At 55.1% G+C, this 23,046-nt stretch carries 23 protein-coding genes; 1 reads left to right on the top strand and 22 read right to left on the bottom strand.

Features of this window, described 5'->3' with window-relative positions; translation table 11 throughout:
* Positions 1–118: 118 nt before the first annotated feature.
* The 18 genes from Enr13x_RS34200 to Enr13x_RS34270 form a co-directional block, all read right to left on the bottom strand.
* Positions 119–1,102, bottom strand: coding sequence for a hypothetical protein (locus Enr13x_RS34200; protein ID WP_145391381.1), 984 nt, complete (start codon positions 1,100–1,102; stop codon positions 119–121).
* Positions 1,103–1,294: 192 nt separating this feature from the next.
* Positions 1,295–2,881: a hypothetical protein gene (locus Enr13x_RS34205; protein ID WP_145385934.1), complete on the bottom strand. Its 1,587-nt coding sequence runs from the start codon at positions 2,879–2,881 to the stop codon at positions 1,295–1,297.
* A gap of 696 nt (positions 2,882–3,577) precedes the next feature.
* Positions 3,578–3,949 carry a hypothetical protein gene (locus Enr13x_RS34210; protein WP_145391382.1) on the bottom strand — a complete coding sequence of 124 codons (372 nt, stop codon included), beginning with the start codon at positions 3,947–3,949 and terminating at the stop codon, positions 3,578–3,580.
* Positions 3,950–4,025: 76 nt separating this feature from the next.
* Entirely contained in the window at positions 4,026–4,202 is a 177-nt protein-coding gene (locus Enr13x_RS38575) for a hypothetical protein (RefSeq protein WP_197455565.1), read from the bottom strand.
* 321 nt (positions 4,203–4,523) lie between these two features.
* Entirely contained in the window at positions 4,524–4,670 is a 147-nt protein-coding gene (locus Enr13x_RS38580) for a hypothetical protein (protein ID WP_197455566.1), read from the bottom strand.
* 527 nt (positions 4,671–5,197) lie between these two features.
* On the bottom strand, positions 5,198–6,388 hold the full coding sequence (locus Enr13x_RS34215; RefSeq protein ID WP_145391383.1) for an IS91 family transposase: 1,191 nt from the start codon (positions 6,386–6,388) through the stop codon (positions 5,198–5,200).
* Positions 6,389–6,518: 130 nt separating this feature from the next.
* A complete protein-coding gene (locus Enr13x_RS34220; RefSeq protein ID WP_145391384.1) occupies positions 6,519–7,103 on the bottom strand; it encodes a hypothetical protein in 585 nt (194 codons plus the stop codon).
* 588 nt (positions 7,104–7,691) lie between these two features.
* Entirely contained in the window at positions 7,692–8,423 is a 732-nt protein-coding gene (locus tag Enr13x_RS34230) for a hypothetical protein (protein ID WP_197455567.1), read from the bottom strand.
* Positions 8,424–8,536: 113 nt separating this feature from the next.
* Positions 8,537–8,761, bottom strand: a complete 225-nt coding sequence (locus tag Enr13x_RS34235; protein ID WP_145391387.1) for a hypothetical protein — start codon at positions 8,759–8,761, stop codon at positions 8,537–8,539.
* A 1,356-nt stretch (positions 8,762–10,117) separates the two neighbouring features.
* On the bottom strand, positions 10,118–10,651 hold the full coding sequence (locus tag Enr13x_RS38585) for a hypothetical protein (RefSeq protein WP_197455568.1): 534 nt from the start codon (positions 10,649–10,651) through the stop codon (positions 10,118–10,120).
* Between the two features lie 18 nt (positions 10,652–10,669).
* Positions 10,670–10,981 (bottom strand): hypothetical protein, encoded by a 312-nt coding sequence (locus Enr13x_RS34245; RefSeq protein ID WP_145391388.1) that lies wholly within the window; start codon positions 10,979–10,981, stop codon positions 10,670–10,672.
* A 186-nt stretch (positions 10,982–11,167) separates the two neighbouring features.
* The gene (locus Enr13x_RS34250; RefSeq protein ID WP_231743950.1) at positions 11,168–11,734 is read right to left on the bottom strand and encodes a hypothetical protein; all 567 of its coding nucleotides are present in this window, start codon (positions 11,732–11,734) and stop codon (positions 11,168–11,170) included.
* 111 nt (positions 11,735–11,845) lie between these two features.
* Entirely contained in the window at positions 11,846–11,992 is a 147-nt protein-coding gene (locus tag Enr13x_RS38590; protein ID WP_197455569.1) for a hypothetical protein, read from the bottom strand.
* A gap of 321 nt (positions 11,993–12,313) precedes the next feature.
* Positions 12,314–12,460, bottom strand: a complete 147-nt coding sequence (locus Enr13x_RS38595; RefSeq protein ID WP_197455570.1) for a hypothetical protein — start codon at positions 12,458–12,460, stop codon at positions 12,314–12,316.
* 316 nt (positions 12,461–12,776) lie between these two features.
* A complete protein-coding gene (locus tag Enr13x_RS34255; protein ID WP_145390898.1) occupies positions 12,777–13,283 on the bottom strand; it encodes a hypothetical protein in 507 nt (168 codons plus the stop codon).
* 809 nt (positions 13,284–14,092) lie between these two features.
* Positions 14,093–14,602: a hypothetical protein gene (locus tag Enr13x_RS34260; RefSeq protein ID WP_145391389.1), complete on the bottom strand. Its 510-nt coding sequence runs from the start codon at positions 14,600–14,602 to the stop codon at positions 14,093–14,095.
* A gap of 321 nt (positions 14,603–14,923) precedes the next feature.
* Positions 14,924–16,369, bottom strand: coding sequence for an IS1380 family transposase (locus Enr13x_RS34265; protein WP_145391390.1), 1,446 nt, complete (start codon positions 16,367–16,369; stop codon positions 14,924–14,926).
* Positions 16,370–16,857: 488 nt separating this feature from the next.
* Complete coding sequence (locus Enr13x_RS34270) at positions 16,858–18,054, bottom strand: IS91 family transposase (RefSeq protein WP_145385673.1); 1,197 nt, start codon at positions 18,052–18,054, stop codon at positions 16,858–16,860.
* Between the two features lie 123 nt (positions 18,055–18,177).
* On the opposite strand from Enr13x_RS34270, the gene Enr13x_RS38600 reads away from it, so the two are divergent.
* Positions 18,178–18,345, top strand: coding sequence for a hypothetical protein (locus Enr13x_RS38600; protein ID WP_197455571.1), 168 nt, complete (start codon positions 18,178–18,180; stop codon positions 18,343–18,345).
* Positions 18,346–19,348: 1,003 nt separating this feature from the next.
* On the opposite strand, the gene Enr13x_RS34275 is transcribed toward Enr13x_RS38600, so the two are convergent.
* The 4 genes from Enr13x_RS34275 to Enr13x_RS39235 form a co-directional block, all read right to left on the bottom strand.
* Positions 19,349–19,696 carry a hypothetical protein gene (locus Enr13x_RS34275; protein WP_145391391.1) on the bottom strand — a complete coding sequence of 116 codons (348 nt, stop codon included), beginning with the start codon at positions 19,694–19,696 and terminating at the stop codon, positions 19,349–19,351.
* A 119-nt stretch (positions 19,697–19,815) separates the two neighbouring features.
* Positions 19,816–20,736: an ISAzo13 family transposase gene (locus Enr13x_RS34280; RefSeq protein ID WP_231743739.1), complete on the bottom strand. Its 921-nt coding sequence runs from the start codon at positions 20,734–20,736 to the stop codon at positions 19,816–19,818.
* A 343-nt stretch (positions 20,737–21,079) separates the two neighbouring features.
* On the bottom strand, positions 21,080–22,186 hold the full coding sequence (locus Enr13x_RS34290) for an IS91 family transposase (RefSeq protein ID WP_261344217.1): 1,107 nt from the start codon (positions 22,184–22,186) through the stop codon (positions 21,080–21,082).
* Entirely contained in the window at positions 22,105–23,025 is a 921-nt protein-coding gene (locus tag Enr13x_RS39235) for a tyrosine-type recombinase/integrase (protein ID WP_231743776.1), read from the bottom strand. The genes Enr13x_RS34290 and Enr13x_RS39235 overlap by 82 nt, the downstream gene beginning before the upstream one ends.
* Positions 23,026–23,046: the final 21 nt, after the last annotated feature.

A 23,046-nucleotide genomic window follows, 5' to 3' on the forward strand; every position in this document is an offset into this window, starting at 1 on the left:
CCGTCGGGGAACGTCCGGGATCAGCGGGCGGCGGGAGTTGACATTGATCTCACCAAAAACCGCACCACCGCCGCTCCGTTGCATCCCATGGTTCGTCGCATGAATTGCCTATAAACAGTCACTCTGAATTCCAAGGGAAATTGACCTGTAGCCCTAATGGATCGTTGCTCAGTACTTTGGCATCAAAGCGACCAAACATTTCGCGTGCCCAGACTGAGAATTGGTCAATGTCACGTGATTGGGTTAACAAAGTGAATTCGCCATGTTCGTTGGTTCTTGCACCTCCGACGACATGACCTGCTTCGGAGCACGAAACCGCAGTAAATCGAAGGGGTTTACCGTTGCCATCTGTGATCGTTCCTTCTACGGAAAGAAGTTGCGGAAGACGCACGTCACCAAGATCGACGTGCCTGTCGCCAGGCGAAATTAATCGCTCAATGTCTTCTTCAAGCCAAAGCGTAGCATGGGGGGTAAATACTGTTCGGCCGATCTCTAGGGATCCTTCCGGTACGCATGCCGAAAAGCGGCCGTCCTCACTGGTCTGTACATAGCCACCCCGATCGACTGCCTCGATATGGCGAACATGCACTCCGGCTCCCGCAACCGGCGATAAGCCATCGCTTGTTTCAGACACGAGTCTTCCCGTTATCTGACAACCGAGTTCGGTTGTGAAAGACACCTCGGTTGTTTCTCCTGGTCGAACGCGCCAAGGGCCAGGCTCACTCGGAACAAGTACATACTTATCATCGTGAAAGGACGCAGTAATTTCTAGGATCCCTGTTGTCATAGGTATCTCGAAGGCGCGTTGTTGCGGATTGCGTAGACGATGAAATCCGCGTACTGAGGCATTAGCATCTGAAAACAGTCGCAGTTCCTTGATGGACTCAAGGGCAACCACGTCTTCTATTGCAAGTCTGACAGTCCCAGTCTCAGCGACAGTGAATTCGTTCGTCCCGCCTTCAGCAATTGAAAATCGTTGTTCACCAAAACGAACACTCCTTAGGCGAAACTCAGTTGCCTCAATTGTGTATGCCAACGGGAATTCTGCTTCTCCAGACTCATCAGTGATTTCTCTGCAGTCCTTCCACAATTCTTCCGGCACCTCTGACGCAACAGTGACGCCATTGTGGACGGCGAAGAGCCTGGAAACGCCTACGAACCGACTGTGGAGAGGTTGACTATTCTGCGCATAGAAAGAAGCAGTTGTTTGATTCTCAGTTGATCGCGAGATTCGCGCTCCGTACCAAGGCTGTTGTAATGGGTGCATTCCCATTTAGTTGACGCAAAAATCACGTTAATCGTCGGCCGAAAGGAGTTGTTGGTCAGTGGCTTCAACTTTGCAGCTCATTGGACGAGGCTCCCAGTGCCAACTGTCGCTTGCCTGGGTGCGACGGAATTCGGCCAGCTCGCCGATTGATTCATCCCAACGATTAGGAATCAGATGAGCGCGAACTTGAAGCATCTGCTCCGCGTTTTCGCTTTTCCAAAACATTGCATTGCTCTTTAGACGCAAATTGATCACGCGGCGAATGCTGCTTTCGATCGCCCCGCTACCACAAGGGATTCCGCTGCGACGATAGGCAGGGTAACTCAACCGACCCGCTTCACCATGTCGGCAAAGGTAATGGATTTCTGTTTCCAGTTCTGTGGCCGATTTTCCGACGCGTTCTAGGCCGGCGAGCTCATCAACCACTCGCCGCCATTGACCGTTTCGCAGCAGCGTTCGGTACTGACGATAAAGCCCCTGGCGGACGTCTGCGTCGAGCCCAAGCGAAGCAAGCGCTTTGGAAACGTGATGCACCGCATGGCAGCAGTCCAAGACCTGATGCGTGACGACGCTCGTGAGTCCCGCATATTGAATGATGCGATCAATACGATCCCAAATCCAGGGGGCGCCATCGGCGACGAACGTCACGCTATGTGCCTCCGCGGCTCCGAGCCGATGCAGATGCATCGCAACCAATTCGGCGATCGCGTCGGGCCCAGTCAGGGTGCCGTCGATCGTCGCTTCATGCTCCTTCACCATCCGCCCCTGCTCGTCGTGAACAAAAATCGTCATCAGTTTAGGCTCCCGCCAGTCCGCTTCAAACGAGCGTGCAGGTTTCTTTGCCGAGCGCCCGGGCGAGTCAGCTTGCCCCTGAGCGACATCATCGCTTGACGCATTGGAAGTCGATGCAGGTAGCATTTTGCCGCGTATTTTCATTCTTCCGCCATCAATTTGCACCGACACTCGTTTCCCGGCCAATTCACCGGTGCTCGCCAACTTGCCCTGCCGAAACAGTTTGAGCCGATGCCGTCGTAGGCGCAATAAGCCGTCGCCAGATTGATAGGCGATCCGTTTGACCGCCTTGATATCAAGTGTGATACCATCGCGAACCAGTTCTCGGTGAGCCACTTCGATCGAAGGACACAATGCCACTTGGCGTGCCACGCGACTCTCCAGCGCGGGCGAGACGCCTTTGCCGAACCCGAATTGAGCAAGCGAAACATGCAAGCCGACGCGGGGCGAATCGTCTCGACCAAGCAACTTTTTCTTAGGGGCACAGTAGAGCGCTGTGGCCCAGAACAGCATGCCGCCGAGCAAACGAACGGCGACCCTAGTCTCGCGCCCTTTCTGAAGCGGTCTTGAGAAGTTGACCCGACTCGATTGGCATGCCTTTTCAAAACCTTTTTCGATCATGGTCGCGGAGATCAGCCCGGCGACGACCATGTCCGCACCGCGGGCAAAGGCATCATGGATGGTTCTTTCCAGCGTTGCGAGTTGCTCGGGATGATCTGAGATCCGTTGTTTCCAGAGCGTAACTTTGGGAACCAACTGAGCGTAAAAGAGCGCGAGCATTTCTTCGGCCGACTCAATCCGTTCACCATTCTCTTGCCCCATGTCTAGTCCTTGCATTGTCGTCGGCATCCTTGCTAGGCGAGTGGAAAATCATCCTTGAATCGCCCAAGATACCGTCAACACCGGATCCAGAAACAGCAGCCAAGCCCCCGACGGGTTGCTAGCAAAAACGTCAACTAAATGGGAATGCACCCGTTGTAATTCGGCATTGCTGACGTGGAAAGCGGAGAGCCCAATTGAAGGACTGTAGACCCAAAGCGTTCCACGCTCCGATTGCCGTAGACTCTGAGGCTCAAAGCTGGCGCGCCCACCCTCGATCGAAACAGGCACTATGACTCGATCAAGTCCGGCAAAAACGTCAGATAGCCTTAAGACGACCCTGACGTCTTGCACGCGTTTGCCTTTGTCGTCCACAACCTCGACACTGAATTCGTTTGAGGTTGGTGTGGAACGAAAATCAAGACTTGCCTGTACAAATGCAATTGGTTTCGCGTCACGAGAAGTCGATGTCGATTCTCCACATCCAAACACGAACAAGGAACAGGATAGGGATAGTGCTGACCAAACGACAGATCGGTCCATGAGGAAATTGACGCGATGAAGAAATCGTGGAAATGTAGTGTCGCTCACGTGAATTTCAGTTCTTGCCAAGTCGACGAACGGCAGGCATCACCGAGATCGCGCGATAGATCCGACACTTTGAAAACGCCGACTCGCGATCTTCGGTGGATGCCATGGTTATCGCCTCTCGTCAATCCCTTCGGGCCACCAAGCGTCGGCAACTTCCGTCAGTTGAAGACGCCCGTCGGGATCGTGGGAAGTAACATACCATTTCGTCGCAATAAAAGCCATTTCACCTGCCCTCGCATCCTGGTGACGGCTCAGCCAATCCGACTTGGATTTTGCGGCATGTTGTTGGATGTCGTAGCGTGCGTAGAACGAATCCATCGTCACGCTGTGTTTAGCGTGCATGAAATCAACAGCTGCTCGCGCGCACAAATCAATCGCTCGGCGTTCAGCATCCGTGACCCGATCGGAGCCGACCAAGGATTCGAGTATTGGGCCGATCTTGTCGAAGTCAAGTTCGTCTCGATCATCTTGCGAAAGCATTGGCATTGCCGCGAAAAATCGAATCTCTAATTGCGATAACGGCGGTGGTCACCGCGTCGGCGCGATGGACCAGAACTCAAAAACAAACTCTACTCGCCGACTGCGGTGCACCGGTCGGCCACGACGACAGCCCGAGCCATCGCCGCTCTTTGTCAATGTACTCGATCGGAATCGTCGTGGGAAATCGAGTCACCCAATCAGCGGTCGGCACTTCAGGCGTCGGTTTGTCTTGGATCGTACTCGTACTCAGCATTGCGGTACTCGTGCTCGTACTCGATCGCCAGGCGTCGGTTTGCCTTCGCCGGCCGAGTCGACCGCGCACCTATCGAACCGTGACATCAAATGCGAAACCCAGGAAACGGAGGTTCGATGACATCCGGTGGGCGACCTTCGGGTCACGATCAAACGACGGCGAATCAATTGCCACAAAAGAACGCGAGAAGACGCGAAAGCAGAAGTGGGCGCTGTCGTCAGGCGTCGGTTAGCAGCGTGAACGGCGGTGGTCACCGCGTCGGCGCGATGGACCTAAACTCAAAAACAAACTCAACTCGCCGACTGCGGTGCACCACATAGTTCACGCGTCCGGCCACGACGACAGCCCGAGCCATTGCCGCTCTTTGCCAATGTACTCGATCGGAATCGCCGTGGGAAATCCAGTGTCCCAATCTGCGGTCGGCACTTCAGGCGTCGGTTTGTCTTGGATCGTACTCGTACTCAGCATTGCGGTACTCGTGCTCGTACTCGATCGACAGGCGTCGGTTTGCCTTCGCCGGCCGAGTCGACCGCGCACCTATCGAACGGTGACATCAAATGCGAATCCCAGGAAACAGAGGTTCGATGACATCCGGTGGGCGTCCTCCGGGGCACGATCCAACGACGGCGAATCAATTGCCACAAAAGAACGCGAGAAGACGCGAAAGTAGAAGTGGGCGCTGTCGTCAGGCGTCGGTTAGCAGCGTGAACGTCTACGTTCACCTGCTTAGCGGCGGCGAACGTTGGCGGGTGAGTGGGCTTGGTGGCACTTCGTTGCCCCTGATGCTAAGTCGGGTGCAACGTTTGGTTGAACGGGCCTTGCGTTCGGCCCCGTCGTCGCGGGACCGGCTCGGCCATCGGTTTAGTACTTTACCAGTTCGATTGACCCCGAGCTGGGGTTTTAGGCGGTTGGCAGTGAAGAACACTCCGACCCGGGCGCGCACCTTCGGTAGCGTCGGTGGCACTTGCTGTCCGTTGTCAACTTCTCCAGCGGCCTCATGCGGCTTGCCCTCGTTTCTCTCGCCAGCCAAACGCTTCACTCGGTGGCCCACGGCCGGCCGCGAATTCGTGATGCGAGACTAACCGCTTGCCGCACACCGGACACGTGCAAGCATCAAGCATCCCGGCCGACTCGCACCACTCTTGCCAGCTCAACGGCTCTTCCGACTCCGGCGGTGCCACGCCGAGGGCACAGCGGGCCTCATCGATCCGACTGTGCTGGTTGCCGCTGTAGAGCCCGTAGCCGCGAACCGTCTGGAAACGACGCGGCGGAACGTGCAACAACCAGCGACCGAGGAATTGATCGATCGGCACTTCCGCCACCCCCTGACGCTTGCCGTCGCCTCCGTCCTGCGTCCCAATCCGATAGCGAAAGACGACCTTGTCGTCACGAATGCCCAGCAACCTTGAGTTGCCGATCGGGCCACCTTTGATGTACCGAGCCAGGTAGGTCGCCACTCCCGAACCGTCTCGGTAGGCGTCGAAACTCTTGACGTTCCACGGTTTGCCACTCAGCTTGGCCAACGTCCTCTTGAAGTCGTTGGGGCTGATCGAGTCAGGCAGTTTGATCTCACCCGATCGAACCTTTTGCTGGAGCATTGCCTTGAACTTGCCGCGAAACTTGATCATCAAGACTTTGCGGGGCAGCAAACAATTCTTCTGAGGGCGGAGCCACGTTCCGTCATCAGACAATCCGCCGGCGGTGACGATGCAATGCAAATGCACGTGCGGCATTAAGGTCTGGTTCCAAGTGTGCAGGGCGGCCAGGATTCCGGGCTTTGCACCGAGGTACTTGGGGTCGTCGAGTAGCTGGCAGAGCGTTTCCGTTGCCGCGGCGAACAAGGTGTTGGCGTACGCTGCTTTGTTGAAACGCCAAATCGGATTCAGTTCGCTCGGCAGGGTGAAGACGACGTGGTGATGCGGGCAGGGCAGGAGGCGTTGCTTCGATCTTGCCAGCCACTGTTCACGAGGCACCCAAGCACACTGGGGGCAGCAGCGATGCCGGCAGGAGTTGTAGGCGATGCTGTGATAATGACCGTCGGGACAACTGTTGACGTGCCCGCCGAGCGTTCGGGTACGGCAATGCTGGATGCACCATGCGGCGTGAAGCATGTCCCGCGAAACACGGAAACGCGCCGCGAACGAGTCGAAGTAGCCTGCGAAGATTTCTTGAAGCGTGATGGCCATTGGCACCTCGCAATCGATGTTGGCAGGTCATCCCCCCGCAAGGCCAGTTCAACGGTACGGTTCAGCGGGGCCGCGCGAACGACTTACCACTTCAAAAACGCCAACTCGCGGCCTCCGTTGCAACCGATGGTTACCCGCTATTCTCCGGGTTCGGCAGACCGTCAAGGTCAAGATTGACATTGTGTATTCTTGCATTCAAAAACACTCGCTTCAACGCAACCTGGACGATGTCATTGACTGGCATTTCAATTGTCGTTCCGGTCTTGGTTGTGCCAACAATATACCGCCGCCTATTCTCGCCTTCCAGCTTGCTCGTCAGAGCCAGACGCTCCAACTCACGAAAATCAATGGAAACGGAGACAGGATCTGACCTCGTCCCCCACTCGGAATACACTTCGTTAGGGGTCACACGAACATGTTGGTTTGACATGTCGGACGTTAAAGCAAACCAGCCAGCGTACAGAGCGAAACCAAAGAAGAAGAGCGAACATAAAGCCGCGATACGGCCTAGCCGGGCGATAAATACGCCGGAAGCTAGCAAGAACCCCGCGAATGGCAGGATCAACCAAGCAAAATTGTGTTTGACGCGGTATGTGTAGGTGTCGCCACTCTTCTCGATACCAATCAGGTCGGCGAGCATCCAGATCGCCATCGCAACGAACACAAGAACGAAGGGCGACATTGTCGCAATGTATTTCAGCTTGACATTCGACATTGATAGTCGCTGGTAGAAGTGACAACGCGCGAGGCAGTCAGTCGGGTAACGGCGGTGGTCACCGCGTCGGCGCGATGGACCTGATCTCAAAAACAAACTCAACTCGCCGACTGCGGTGCACCACTTGGTTCACGCGGTCGGCCATGACGACAGCCCGAGCCATCGCCGCTCGCGGCCAATGTACTCGATCGGAATTGCCGTGGGAAATCGAGTATCCCAATCAGCGGTCGGCACTTCAGGCGTCGGTTGTCAGCGTTGGCATCGACAGGCGTCGGTTTGTCTTCGTCGGCCGAGTCGACCGCGCACCTATCGAACGATGACATCAAATGCGAATCCCAGGAAACGGAGGTTCGATGACATCCGGTGGGCGATCTTGGGGTCACGATCAAACGACAGCGAATCAATTGCCACAAAAGAACGCAAGAAGACGCAAAAGAAGAAGGGTGCGCTGTCGTCAGGCGTCGGTTAGCAGCGTGAACGCTACGGATCACGCGGTCGCCGCGCGAGATCGTCCACTTCAAAAACGACGACTCGGCGACTCGTCGTGCATCCGATGGTTATCCCCTGCCGTGTTTACCGCCTGTGTCATTAGGAAATGAACAGGTCTAGCCAATGCTGCTCCAGTTGTGCCGTCAACATCAAGTTCGTGCGATCACCCCACCAATCGTATCGAGTCGCGTGATCGCTCGGAAGAAAACCAAGATCAACTGAAATCTCAAGTGACTTCAAGAGGTCCCGGATACTACCAGATCCTGGTGTCGATGACTCAAACGGGGTTACGTCACTTGGATCGTACGCCATCATAATTGCTTCCTCGAAATCCATCGTCGAATACCAATCTTGACGGACGGTGAACATTCGCGCGCAGAACGCCCCAAAATCCTCGAGTACATCAAAGTGCTCGCCGCCAAACAGCCCAAAGTAGATAGACGATGTTTGGCCGTTGATCGGTATCCTACCGGCGCGGATCAGAAACCCTGGGGCGGACCATCTCGCAATAAGTTCATCCGGGTTGTCTAATGTCGTTGGCACAACGGTATCTGAATGAATGATCTGGCTGGAACCTAGGTCGATGTTTGTAGCGGAAGGAGTCTCAGCAAATCGCATGTCAAACGAACGACACTGCTCTCGTGCGAATTCAGAAACGGATTCAAAATCTTGCGAGTGAGAAAAGTCATCTCGTAGGAATTGGAGGCATACGAGTGACTCCAGCCCACCCTTTCGCAATTGGCAGTACGACGGATCGAGCCACTCGCAAGTGAAACCAAGACGTGAGACCTCAGCCTCAAAAAGTGAAGTTAATTTGGAATCGGAGTCCATGTATCTGTCAGGTTGGAATTCGTCTGGGGATAACGGCGGTGGTCACCGCGTCGGCGCGATGGACCTAAACTCAAAAACAAACTCAACTCGCCGACTGCGGTGCACCACATAGTTCACGCGTCCGGCCACGACGACAGCCCGAGCCATCGCCGCTCTTTGTCAATGTACTCGATCGGAATCGCCGTGGGAAATCCAGTGTCCCAATCAGCGGTCGGCATTTCAGGCGCCGGTTTGTCTTGGATCGTACTCGTACTCAGCACCGCGGTACTCGTACTCCTACTCGAATCGACAGGCGTCGGTTTGTCTTGGTCGACCGCGCATCTATCGAACCGTGACATCAAATGCGAATCTTAGGAAACGGAGGTCCGATGACATCAGGTGGGCCGAGTTCAGCCACAACGTTCTGCAGCGTGGGCGACCGGCATTGGTCTGTTTGCCTTCCAGTCGAGTACGAGTAGGAGTACCGGCTGACGCCTGAGTACGAGTACGATTTGGGAGCGCGAACGGCGGGCATAACCGAGACGCGGCGAACGACTCACCACTTCAAAAACCTCGACTCCGCGTCTTCGGTTCATGCCATGGTTCGCCTTCATTTCTTTGCCATCGTCACGAAATAAAAAAACAAAATGAAGCATACAACGCCAGCAATCCAATACCTTACAGCGGTGACCCGATCTTTCTCATCCAGGCATTCTTGATCTAAGAGATCGTCCAGATTGCTGCGAATACTTTCTCGACAAGGTCCGCAAACAGGGTAGAGGTTTTGAATGAAAGTGTCGTCAGTCAAGTTCAAATCAGAGCGATCAGATGAGATCCAATGCTCGAACTCCATGCTGTAGGTCAACTTGTCATTTGCATTAAGCGATTCTGAGCAGAAGTAGCATTTTCCTGGGAACGCAAAGTAAAGGGGCGGATAGTCGGCAAATCGCCATGCGAAATCGCACCGATCACAGAAATGAGTTGGTGCGTGAATGGAACACTCCTCACCGCCATAGACGCATCGAGCAGGCAAATCTTCTTGAAGCGGGAAACCATAGACGATTTGGGTCGACGTCTGCCTTCGGCACATTGGGCAGTGAATCGCCGGTGACGATTGGAGGTCCGAGTGAATTACCAAGTTTCTTTAAGAGGCGAACGGTAGGGTTCAGCGGGGCCGCGCGAACGACTCTCCACTTCAAAAACGTCAACTCGCGGCCTCCGTTGCAACCCATGGTTCGCCGCTTTACGACAGTTGCCGCGGGAGAAGACGTGAGTTGCAGTCGGTTCGGCAACAAGGCCGCATGTGATTGCATTATAGGATGCCGCGGGTGACAACGCGACAGGATTCCGAATGCAGCGTCGACCATGTCATCGCTTCTTTACGCCCAGCACCAAGTCAACGATCTCGGCAAAGAAGATGAATGGAGACATTAGGATGAATACGATCAAAGTTAATCCCAAATGATCCCATGAGTTCCAGACGATGTAGATAAGGACTGCGGAGTATGTCGTGATCTTGAACAGCGTGCGGAGCGAAAACTGCGGTCTCTGCACGGATGTTTGTTCGTCGTTGGATTCTTCGCTCATACACGTGGCCAGGTGCCGGGATTCCGTCGGCGAACGGTAGCCGTCACCGGGCACGGAGAGACGACTTTCCATTCGTGAAAACGCGCAAGCCGTGCTCCGTGTGCACGGCATTGTTCTGCCTTCTTGCGTCACGTTGAAGCGTTGACGCATCGGGAAACCCAGTATATCTGCTTGTGGTGGTGAGATTCAAATTCCGCGACCCAGCAATCGGCGTCGCGTTTGGTGGTTGGGATTCCGATCTTGACTTGGTTGCCATCGTCTCCCTGTCGCCAGACCTGAAAGGCATCAAGTTCAAGCAAGGCAGATTTCTGGTCGGCAAACCGCTCGATCATTGCCTCGCGGTCAGGGGCGAACATGTCGGGCGGGACGTCAACCAGTTCACGTTCCCAGTGGCGCAGATGCCGACGTACATGTTGAACACACGGCAAATCAGCGTAAACAGAAGCGCCTTCGGACAGATGAAAGAATTCAAACCCAAGCTCTAACCCGCAGTCAAATTGAACTGCCCAATAGTCGGCGTCACCAAGACCGGGTTCATCAGCAACAACTGGTTCGACGTCAAAGAATGACGCTGCATCCTCGCGACGAACGTTCAGTTGGCAAACGTGAAACCATGGTTTTGTCTTGTTGCCGAGAATCGTCGTGACATCGAGTGGGATCATTTATTCGGTGGCAGAACATCAGCGATCACCTCGCACGCGGGCCTTTACGATTGAGTTGGCGTGAGCGTGATGATCGGGGTGGGGTGAGAGTTTGTGTATCGCAACGACGAGCGTGCTGGGGTGCATCGCCGGGTTCGTGGCGTCGGTCGGCACGCCGGTTTGGAACGACTGTCGCGGCTTGCCAATGTACTCGATCAGAATCGCCATGGGGAATTCCAGCGTCCCAATCTCCAGTCGGGATGACAGGCGTCGGTTGTCAGCATTGAAATCGACAGGCGTCGGGTTGTCTTTGTCAGCCGAGTCGACCGCGCACCCGTCAAACCGCGACATCAAAAGCGAATCCCAGGAAACGGAGGTTCGATGACATCAGGTGGGCCAACCTCGAGCGCACCAATCAGCAGCATGGACGACAGGCGTTGGTCGATCGCAGCCACGTCTACCGCCACGAACGGCGGACATAACCGAGCGGCGGCGAACGACTCACCACTTCAAAAACCTCGATTCCGCCGCTTCGGTTCATGTCATGGTTCTGCCTTCATCAAGTGTGAGCCTTGCAGCTTCGCGGTCAAACCACTCAACCAGCCCGGCACACGCATTTCGAAATCCAATTGTACTGCAAATCGCGACCACAAATGACCCCGGCTCTCGTTGACGTGCAAATGCAGAGTGTGGGCGATGCAGAATTGTGGTTGTCGTGGCATTTTCTTGGATGATCACAGAAGCAAATCCGTCGAACTGTTCATCCCAATTTGTCAGAAAATCAAATTGTCGATATCGCTGTGAATCTGCCAAGACCGCAGCCATCGGCCTGTCGTCGTCGCCATAGATTGCGTTTCGAACGAGATCATGGATCTGCTCGCGAGCCAACCCATCAAATGATGCGTCCCAGAGTCGGGTCTTCCTGTTGAGTAGCTCCTTGAACCCGCAGTAAGCGCCGTACAAACCGCAGTGTTCATCCGAAAAATCACCGAGAATGACAGGACCAATATGCACGCACATTCTACCCCACACGGCAGATGGAGCTATTAAATGAGGCTCCGTCATTGCCTCGATCGCAAAGTCTTCTGGGTTTCCGAAAAACATGTGGCGAGTGACATCCGATCCTATGGCAGAACGGCGGTGGTCACCGCGTCGGCGCGATGGACCTGAACTCAAAAACAAACTCGACTCGCCGACTGCGGTGCACCACTTGGTTCACGCGTCCGGCCACGACGACAGCCCGAGCCATCGCCGCTCTTTGTCAATGTACTCGATCGGAATCGTCGTGGGAAATCGAGCGTCCCAATCAGCGGTCGGCACTTCAGGCGTCGGTCTGTCTTGAATCGTACTCGTACTCAGCATCGCGGTACTCGTGCTCGTACTCGATCAACAGGCGCCGGTTTGTCTTCGTCGGTCGAGTCGACCGCGCACCTATCGAACCGTGACATCAAATGCGAATCCCGGGAAACAGAGGTCCGATGAAATCCGGTGGACGTCCTCCGGGTCACGATCAAACGACAGCAAATCAATTGCCACAAAAGAACGCGAGAAGACGCAAAAGAAGAAGTGGACGCTGTCACCAGGCGCCGGTTAGCAGCGTGAACGGCGGTGGTCACCGCGTCGGCGCGATCGACCGGAACTCAAAAACGAACTCAACTCGCCGACTGCGGTGCACCACTTGGTTCACGTGTCCGGCCACGACTTCAGCCCGAGCCATCGCCGCTCTTTGTCAATGTACTCGATCGGAATCGCCGTGGGAAATCCAGTGTCCCAATCTGCGGTCGGCACTTCAGGCGTCGGCTTGTCTTGGATCGTACTCGTACTCAGCATTGCGGTACTCGTGCTCGTACTCGATCGACAGGCGTCGGTTTGCCTTCGCCGGCCGAGTCGACCGCGCACCTATCGAACCGTGACATCAAATGCGAAACCCAGGAAATTGAGGTCCGATGAATTCAGGTGGGCGACCTTCGAGTCACGATCAAACGACAGCAAATCAATTGCCACAAAAGAACGCGAGAAGACGCAAAAGAAGAAGTGGCCGCTGTCGTCAGGCGTGGGTTACCAGCGTGAACGGTAGAAATCACGGGGAACGGGCGAGAGACTTGCAAGCAGACGAGAAAACGGACCACCCGTTCTCCCGTGCATTTCATGGTTCTGTCGTTCTTCGCGTGACCCCAGGTCGTTCGTGTCCACCTGGTAACGCCGACAGCACTATCTTACCAGTAATCCATTCGATCAACAAAATGGGCAGTAGTGTGAGGATGCTGACGGGAAGCAACATTAGCCCAGCCCATCCTGTGGATGCAGCGAAGACGACAAGAAGCACAAGAATCAGCGTTGCGTTTGAGTGAATACTGTCGCGGCCAACGTTGCAATAGTGAATCCACAACCCCGTCGGAAACCAGGAAACGAGCAACGCCGTTGGATATGCGAGCGGCCCCAAGTAAGCAAAAGCGTCGCGCAGCAATTCGGCGAATGCGATTCCGGCGATAATCAACACAAACGCAATCACTGCGTCCACAACCCACCGCATTGGTTGTTCTGGGGCAATACGCGAGGGCGTCGGCGCGAAGACCATTCTCCGTAGACGCTCAAGAAGCGTTCGGTCTTCCGTCGCGACATTCGTCGGCTCGTACGGATTGAGTTTCTTCATCGACAGAACGGCGGTGGTCACCGCGTCGGCGCGATGGACCTAAACTCAAAAACAAACTCAACTCGCCGACTGCGGTGCACCACTTGGTTCGCGCGGTCGGCCGCGACGACAGCTTGAGCCATCGTCGCTCGCGGCCAATGTACCCGATCGGAATGGCCGTGGAAACTTTCACTCCCCTCGCTGAACCGATTTCTATGTGGAGTCGGGATGAAGCCCGGAGGGCTGGCACAATGCTTGCCGGTGGTGTCAGCCACCGGTATCGAAAGTACGAATTTGCTGAGGCCTGGAAGGCCGGCACAATGGGCCTCCCGGTCCACTCCAAACGCGGGCATTGTGTCGGCCCGCTGGGCCTTGAGCATTCCTTTGAATCCACCCCCGGTGGCTCACGCCACCGGCAGACACTCTACCGGCCCTCCGGGCCTAAGACACTTCGCTCTGCCGGCATACCCGAATCCAATCGTCGGAATCAGTGATGTCACGATCAACCGTTGAAATCGACAGGCGCCGGTTTGTCTTCGTCGGCCGAGTCGACCGCGCACCTATCGAACCGTGACATCAAATGCGAATCCCAGGAAACGGAGGTTCGATGACATCAGGTGGGCCGAGTTCAGTCACAACGTTCAGCAGCGTGGGCGTCCGGCATCGGTTTGTTTGCCTTCCAGTCGAGTACGAGTAGGAGTACCGGCTGACGCCTGAGTACGAGTACGATTTGGGAACGCGAACGGTGGTGATCAGCGGGCACGGCCCATGTGGTCACCATTTGTAAAAATCCCATGCCGTGCTCCGTTGCATCGCATGGTTCGTCGATTCTATCCAAGATCTTCCGAAACGTGTTCATCCACCCACCAAAGCGGCAAGGGCGAGGAGCCCGAAGGCGTTACTTTTTTGCCAATCTCAATCAGGTCTCCGTCCACGTTATAAGTATGCGGGATGTTGTAAAACCCGGGATGAAGCACGCCACCGCCTATCATGAACGGAGCAGACAATACTCCCGTACACGGACGATGTCTTAGTGTCGGATGATCATTGTCAGGAATCTCGACGTCCGTGTTGTCGCACCGAAGACAACGTTGTGGCTTCCGCCTGTTGGCCTGAAGCTCCGCGAAGAGTTTCGCAGCGGTCTCGGTGTACGTTGCCATTTCACCAATTCGTTCACGCAGCCGTCTCGCTTCATCAGAATCAGCAGGAAGTTTTGCCAACTTCCCCTCGTAGAAGGCCAGCATCTCTGCGTCATGATCGATTGCAGCTGGAACCTGCTTTAAGCTCTCGACAACCGTAATCGCGCGACATTGATCGCAATAGGTGTGCATCTGAGCCATTAGGAACCCCGCACCATTTGGAAGACGGTATTTACGCGGGACGTAATCCACGGTCTGGCTGAACGCGCAATTAGAGCATGTGTATCGTGTAGCCAATTCGGTAAGTGAAGAAAGAGTTCTGGCCTCTAGTCCTCAATCAAGCGAACGCGGGCGTTGATTTTGGATGACGGCTGTAGATTTCCGAGGCGCAGCGGGGCACGCGGGAGCACTGCTCCTTATCAAAAATTTCGCAATGTATGGTGCTCAATGTTTCGTTTCTCGGGTTAGGCGTTAGCGGCGGTACCGGAGCGTCCGGACTCCGGCTTCGTTGGTTGCGACGTGTCACGTTCGAAGCGGCATCGCAATATGGTCACTGAGCGTGAACAAATTTTCGACGCCGAGACGGTATGTCAGAATCCGCAACTTCAACTGACGCGATGAGCGGATGACTTGGGCCGGGATCTGGATCAACGATGTCAGGAACGTCGAAAACTCCATTTTGATCACGCGGTCACGGAGCCGCTTCCTCGCCTTCTTCTGACCCGGATTCCCTTTGACGCGGACCATCAGTCCACTCCAAAGCTTCAGCGTCCAGGCAAGAGAAGCGAACAACATGTACGCCCAATTGCTTTCCAGTGAATCCAGTGGCGCGGTCAATGCGTGACTCGCCTTGAGCTGGCTAATCGTGTTTTCCTGATCGCAGCGATGATTGCCGTCTCCGATCAATTCACGCGACTGCTTTTCTTGCTTTGGTTCATTGCTGATGTAGAAGAAGTACTTTTCGGTGCTGAACAGGAATTGCTGTCCGGTCGTGACGTCGATGTTTTTGCGAACAGCAACCATCCGGTAGGGACGCTTGCAGTTGCCGGGCTGATACGGAAACTCAGCGTAGCTTTCAGCACGCAGTTTTTTGTTCTCGTAGCCATTTTCTACGACGATTTGCTCTTTGTAATTCGGACGTTTTGCACGCGGATTTTTCGAAGTCGATCTTTGCCGCCGGAGCGGTTTCCATGCCGATTCGTCGAGGGAATCGGCAATTGCAGTCAGTGTTTTGTTGGCGTCATAACCAAACACAAAACGGACGCCCTGCGCGTCCCATCGATCGAGATGTTGAGTTGACGAAAAGTCTGTGTCACCACGCAACAGGATCTTTCGAAACCCGGCACTGCGACACAATTCGATCGCCCTGTCGAAGTAGAACGATGAGCCTTCACCGCTGGGACGATTGCCGCTGCGGTTGGCCAGATACAGCAACTCTTTGGTTTCCGCGAGCGTTACAACCAGTGGATGGTATCCCCACTGACCTTTGTAGTTGATTCCGACGCCCTCCTTCTTTTCACCGCAAGTCTCAACCATCGTACCATCGGCTTCAATCGTGGCCTGCTCGAAGAACGCATCGGATTGTTGCTTCCAAACCTTCTTGCGTGCCGCGTTAATTCCCTGCATCAAGAGCAGTAGCTTGAAACCATCAAAACGGCGGCAGAAGTCACCAGCGGTTGTCGGATCGGGAATCCGTTCTGCGCCGAGTGCATCCAGGTACGCCTGGTCGGTGCGGCGATGCTCTAAATGTTCGAGGCAGGTCCCCCCGGCCAATAGATTCAGGGCAATATTGAGCACGTGGTCGGCTTCGTCGTACGGCGCGTGAAGCTTAAACACTGGCGCGGACTGGTTGATGTGCTTTCGCAATCCGAATTGCTGGACAAGCTGCATGATCATGCCGATTCCACCGCAGGAGATCGCCTCAACTTTATTGGCCAGTTCGTACTTCGCCCGCAAAGGGCGAATCATGGGCGTATGCGTCTTGCCCTTCTTCTTATCGATACGTTGCAAAAGAACTCGCTTGCGGCGATGAAATCGACGGCGTAAATTGTCGTTCACTCGAAATCCTCTGCTGAGTGAGTGCGTTGAAGTTGTAGTTACCTCCAATACACCCGCAAAACGCCGAGGGTTTCGAGTTTTTTCAGATTTTCATCATCCAGTGTTCGCTTGATTGAGGTCTAGTGCGACGAACGTTTAAAATCACCCGGTCGCGACGAGAGATTCTCCAATGTCAAAACGCCCGACTTCGCGACTCGGGTGCATTTTTTGGTTGAACGAGGCCTTCGTTCGGCCCCGATGTCGTGGGACCGGCTCGACCGATGTTTAGGAGTTTACCCGATCGAACGACCCGTCGTGGGGGATTCTCGCAGCTGTCCCCAACGAATGGACCTCATCGGGCGCGCACCTTCGGTACCGTCGGTGGCAATGGCTGTCCCTTGTGAAATTCTCCAGCGGCATCATGCGGCTTGCCCTTGTTTCTCACGCCAAGAATACGCATCAGAGGGAGGATCCCGCCCGGCGGAAAATTCGTGATGCGAGACCAACCGTTTACCACACACCGGACACGTGCAAGCATCAAGCAGCCCGGCCGACTCGCACCATTGTTGCCAAGTCAACTGTTCAAGCGAGTCGGACTCTGGCGGCTCCACGCCGAGCGCGGCACGGGCCTCATCGAGCTGGGAGTATTGGTTGCCGCTGTACAGACCGTAGCCGCGGACCGTCTGAAATCGCCGCGGCGGCACGTGCTCCAGCCAGCGGCCGAGAAACTGATCGATCGGCAACGCGGTCACCCCCTGACGTTTCCCGTCCCCACCGTCCTGCGTTCCAATCCGATAGCGAAACACGACCTTGTCATCTTGAACGTCCAGTAACCGTGACTTGCCGATCGGGCCGCCCTTGATGTACCGAGCCAAATAGGTCGCCACACCGGAGCCATCACGATAGGCGTCAAATATTTTGACGTTCCACGGTTTGTCGCTGAGCTTGGCCAACAGCTTCTGAAAGTCGGACGCGCTCATCGAGTCGGGCAATTGGATCTTGCCTGATTGAACCTTCTGCTGAAGCATCGCCTTGAATTTGCCGCGGAACTTGAGCATCAACACTTTGCGGGGCAGCAAACAATCTTTTTGGGGACGGCGCCACGTCCCATCACCAGCCAGCCCGCCGGCGGTGACGATGCAATGCAAGTGCACGTGCGGCAACAGGGTCTGGTTCCAGGTGTGCAGCGCCGCCAGGATCCCAGGCTTCGCACCGAGGTACTTGGGGTCCTTGAGCAGTTGCTGGAGTGTTTCCTTCGCGGCGTTGAAGAGGGTCTCTGCATAGGCAGCCTTGTTGAACCGCCAGATTCGATTCAGTTCGCTCGGGAGTGTGAAGACGATGTGATGATGCGGGCAGGGCAGCAAGCGTTGCTTACATTTGGCCAGCCACTGCTCTCGGGCCACCCAGGCGCACTGGGGGCAGCACCGATGCCGACAGGAGTTGTAGGCGATGCTGTGGTAGTGACCTTCGGGGCAACTGTTGACGTGCCCACCGAGCGTCCGAGTGCGACAGTGTTGGATGCACCATGCGGCGCGAAGCATCTCCCGCGAGACGTGAAAACGCGAGGCGAAGGAGTCGAAATAGCGTCCGAAAATCTGTTGAAGCGTGATGGCCATCGGCACCTCGCAATCAATGTTTGCAGCTCAACCCGAAGGCCAGTTCAACGTTCGGATTCAGCGAGTGCGAGCAGTTGATTCTACGCGAGGTGAAACAGCCGATCGAGCACTTCGTTGCAATCCATGGTTCGTCCATTATTCGGCGTTGCCTTGATTCGTGTCAAGCAAATTGGAATCGCCAGTCCCACGGTCGAATTCAACGAATATGGTTGGGTTAAGTCCTACTCCTACACACGCTTCAAGCAGATCCATATTCGCATTCGCCCCAAAGCCGAAAGTCGAATCGGTTAGCGGCAACACGACATGAAGTGAAAGCAGAAAGTAGTCGACTCCTGGAAAGTTACAACAGCGTCGTAGTTCCTCCTGATTCTTACGGATGAATTCCACCGCTATTGTCTGCTGAGCTTGATAGCCAAGTGCTTCCTCAGTGAGGTAAATGATAAACCCGTCCGTATCTGCCCGAACCATTCCGTGCGACCGCTGTCCGACATTCCACGTCAGTGACGGTATCAACGTTGAACTCCCAATAAACCGTTCGACGTCGAACGAATGCCCGTGAGCGAGTATGTAGAAAAGGTTCATTGAGGATGGCGGAATCACCTTTTGCGACGAACGGCAGCCGTCACCGAGGACGGACGATGGATTTTCCACTTCAACAACCGCGCAAGCCGTCCTTCGTGTGCACGGCATGGTTACGTCGTGATCTCTCTGAGGCGGTCGACGACGCTACATCCCGAAACGATTAAGTATCGGTGATCGTTTTCCGCGATCAACCAGTCTAGCGTCTGTGATACGAGGATGTATTCAAATCCGTGCGATTCTCCGATAACGTCATGCGCGTGGCGCGGCGTTGTGTGAAATGCAACTAACGCGTCATACCCTCGTCTATCAACCATGCCCCAGTTCTCTGCGAACATCCAGATCCGTTCGGTTTGATCGGACACAAGTTCGGGAATTCGTTGATAGCCCAGTTGGTCGATGAATTGGTGTGACGTAAAAGACTCGGAGGGCGGCTCGCCGGTTTCACGTTTCGGATGCGGCCACCACAAGAACAATGGGATGTCGGGAAATGCGTGGTTGCAATCATGGACAAGTGTAGGGACGGATTGCGCGTCAACGAGACGAAAATCGTCTGGCGCCAATCCAAGTGACGTCGCCTTCGCAATCAAGTCTGCGGCGAATTCCATCTCATACCTGTTGACGTAACGAAATGCGATCTATCCGGGTACGGAGTACACGGATAGATCGTGCGTTGAAGTTTGTCGGCACGACTTGGCCGATCTGGGGGACGCTATTAGAACAGCATGAGTTGCTGCATGCCAGTTTCTGCGGTCGTCTCGGTCATGGCGTCCAAGCCCGGGGACTCTCTTGCACTTTCAATGCCACTTTTCAGATACCACTCGTACCACTCCGAAAAACCTTCCCCCATCGCATCGTCCCAGAACCGAATATCATCAAGTTTTTGGCTCTCTCGGTACCAACCTGGGCTACACTCCGAATCGCGTCCCAAGATCACGCTCCAGGATCGCTTCGGATACTCGTGCGTCAGACGAACCGACTCGCTGCCACAGTGCTCACAGCATAGCTCCGGCTCGGTCTCCAACTCGGCCTCCGCTTCTTCCACCGCAGCCATCACGGCCATGCGAGCCTCCGCACCGTCGACTGCACTCAGGGAGGCAAGGCAGCGTTGCTGATACGCCACCGCTTTCGTGCTCGACCAACCTCCGAATTGACGCGTTTTGGTTAGGACCGCCGGAACAATTAGTGTCGGTTAATTGGCGAGAATCGATAGTTCCATCTCGGTATTTGTTCGTCAAAAACTGTACGCAGAGCTGCTTTCATTGTTGCGGTCGCGTTCTCACCCGTCTCGTACAACCCTCGCAAGACGTTGACCGTAGTGCGAAGGCCGGTCCGAGTCGATGTGTTCCGCATCAACTTGACAACTGTTTCCAACTTATCGAAAAGCATCCCGGAGCAAGCACGTCCAAGATGCGGAAAAAAACGGCGTTCAATCGGATTGTATTTTGAACAGTAGCTTGGATAGTGGGCTACCCGAATTTCGATGCCGATCGTGTCGACCAACTTTTGAAGGTAGTGCTTGAAGATGTATTTTGAAGCTGAGTTGCTACCGCCGCAATCGCACAATAGCAAAATGGAATTGGTATCCGGATAACAACGTTTCCCTATCCGGTTCCAGTACCATTTGAGGCTATCGGTCGCGAAGCGACTCGTCTCGTGAGAGAGTCCAATGTTGACGTGCCCAGCATTTCGTCCGATGTCGTAGATTCCGTGAGGAATCACAACGCCATCAGCCCAACTCGGAAAGTCGTGGTCGAACGCTTCAATGGGCTCTGTGGTGCGAATGCGACCGGCCCGGTAAAGACGGCCCAGGAATTCTTTGCTTTTTGTGTCGATCGAAAAGACCGGATTGCCGGCAGCCTGATAGCTCTCCACATGTCCTGCGATGAGATCAAACTGCTGCTCGCGATCCGCTGACAAGCCACCGGAAATAGTTTTGATCATTTTTCGAAAACCGATCTTCAAGCTATTCAGCCAAGCGGAGACCGTCTTGTCGCTCACAGGGGTGCCGGCCTCGGCCGCCTTCTCAGCCATTTCAGTGGAGGCCAGGTTTGTGTAAACCACGTCGGGCTCATCAGGATCGCCTCCAACACGAACGCTCAATAGTTCGTTCAGATTGTCTTCGAGGTCGGGATCGGTTTCGATCTTTTTTTTCGTCCAGCACCTGGCCGCCGTATCCTACCTTTCGCCGGATCATTGGAGAGTTGATCGAGCTCAGCGATACCTCGTTCGATGGTGCGAGTCGAGCAGCCCAGTAATTGACTGATGTACGGTACACCTCCTCGCCCGAGACGCTGTGCCTCGACAGCCGCGAACCGACGGCGATCCTTTTCGGACAAGGTTGAATAAAAATCGACTGCTCGCTTGGCAGCCAGATCGTCAAGCTGATTTTCGAATACAAACGCCATCCTTGGCACCCTCGCTGGTGGATTGAGACGCGGAAAGTCTACCCCATCCAGCGAAAACCCGCGACACTAATTGTTCCGGCGGTCCTAAGCTGATTGGGCTGGATGTGCAAGCACCAGCGGCAAATGAACTCCGCTGTCGAAAGAGTCAACGGAACTTGAATCGACTCACCACCCGTCGTGTATCCTTCACGTGCCCAGAACGTTACCTCCTGGTCATCGGCCGCGATGATTCGATGGTCGCTGATCGGCCCACCGGTCAGATAACGCGTCAAGTAACGAACCACATGCTCTCCACTACTGCTTTCGGTCGGCGGGGGCTCGATGTAGCTGACCCATTCCTTCGATTCAATCTGATCGATCATCGTGTCCCAGGCTTCATCACAGCGCAGGTACTCAACTGAGCCGTCAAGTTGAAGTTTGCCGTTCTTGCGAAGACGCTGCAGGTGAGCCACCGCGATTTTGCGAAACGACCGCCGGAGATTGATCGCATCGACAAGGTACTTGCGATCGTCGTCGTATCCTGCGGCCGCCGGAGCCTTTGATTCCGTCCAGCTCCCATCGACCAAGCTCGGTCCTGCACCGGGGACCAACGCGTGGACGTGCCAGTGAGCATCCAGCTTCTGGTTCCAGGTGTGAAGGACCATCAAGGCGGCCAGTTCGTATTGCTGTTCGGTTTCGACTGTCTTCTTGAGAGCTTTCCAAGCCGAGTGAAACAGCAACTCGGCGATCTCTTCGCGGTTCGCCAACGCCATCGTCGAGATCACGTCCGGCAACGTGAAGACGACTTGGTAGTAGTCCACACCGTCAAGGATCAGCTTCGAAGCACGATCCGAAAACGTCTGTCGTTTTCCTCCGCTGCATTGCGGGCAGTGACGATCACCACACGAGTTGTGTCGTTTCGTAAGCCGATCACAATCATCACACTGGTACCAACGACCACCAAGTGCAGACGTACGACACAGAGTCGTTTTGGCCAAGACACTTTGGACCGTCATCGTCGCTGCACCGTCGCGGTGCTCGTTGACGTAACGTTCGGCACCGCGACGAAGGAGTTGGTGGACGGTTAGCTTTTCTTGTCTGAATCGTCCTGTTCGCCGTTCTCCTGCGGCGGCGTGTACGTCGGAAGTTGCTTGACCGGCAACCAGTCCAGTGGGCTCGGGACACTGTGCAGGTGCTCCCGGCGGCAATGCAGATAAACCATCGTCGTGATGAAGCTGGCGTGGCCGAGCAGCTTGCTGATCGTCAACAAGTCCACCCCGGCTTCGAGAAGTCCTGTCGCGTAGGAGTGCCTCAGGACATGCGGATAAATCCTGCGTTTGATCCCCGCTTTCACTCCGGCGTCCTTCATCGCTTTGCGAATCGTGGTGTCGGCGTAGGGCTTCCCCGGTTTCTTGCCTGGAAACAGGAAGTCGGTCGGCTTGTACTTGAGCCAGTAGAGCCTGAGCTCTTTCAAGAGTCTCGGTGAGAGTGGCACCAACCGTTCCTTGTTGCCCTTGCCGTTGGCGACTCGGATCATCATCCGCTTGGAGTCGATGTCGTGGATCCTCAAGTTGGCCGCTTCGGAGAATCGAAGCCCTGCGGAGTAGAGCGTCATCAGAAAGGTTCGGTGTTTCAGATTGGCCGTGCATTGAATCAGCTGGTCGACTTCTTGTCGGCCGAGCACGGTAGGCAGCTTCTTGGGCCGTTTGCCGAAGGGCACCATCGTGACCGGCCAGGGCATGGGCTGGGTGTGGCGATAGTAAAACCGTAAAGCACAAACGGCTTGGTTGAACGAACCGTAGGCAAGCTTTCGTTCTTGGATCAAATGGAGCTGGAAGGTTCTAACGTCTTCGCAGGTTGCCTGGCCGAGCGGTTTTTCGATAAAGTCGGCGAATTTGCGAACGTGGTAGGTATAGGCGTCGATGGTTGCTTCGGCCATGTTGCGGATCAACATGTCTTCGGCAAGTCGTTTGGTGAGCTTGCAAGTTCGTTTTTTGTGTGACATCACGGTTGCTTGTCCTTGTTG

Source organism: Stieleria neptunia, from assembly GCF_007754155.1.
Taxonomy (GTDB): Bacteria; Planctomycetota; Planctomycetia; order Pirellulales; family Pirellulaceae; genus Stieleria; species Stieleria neptunia.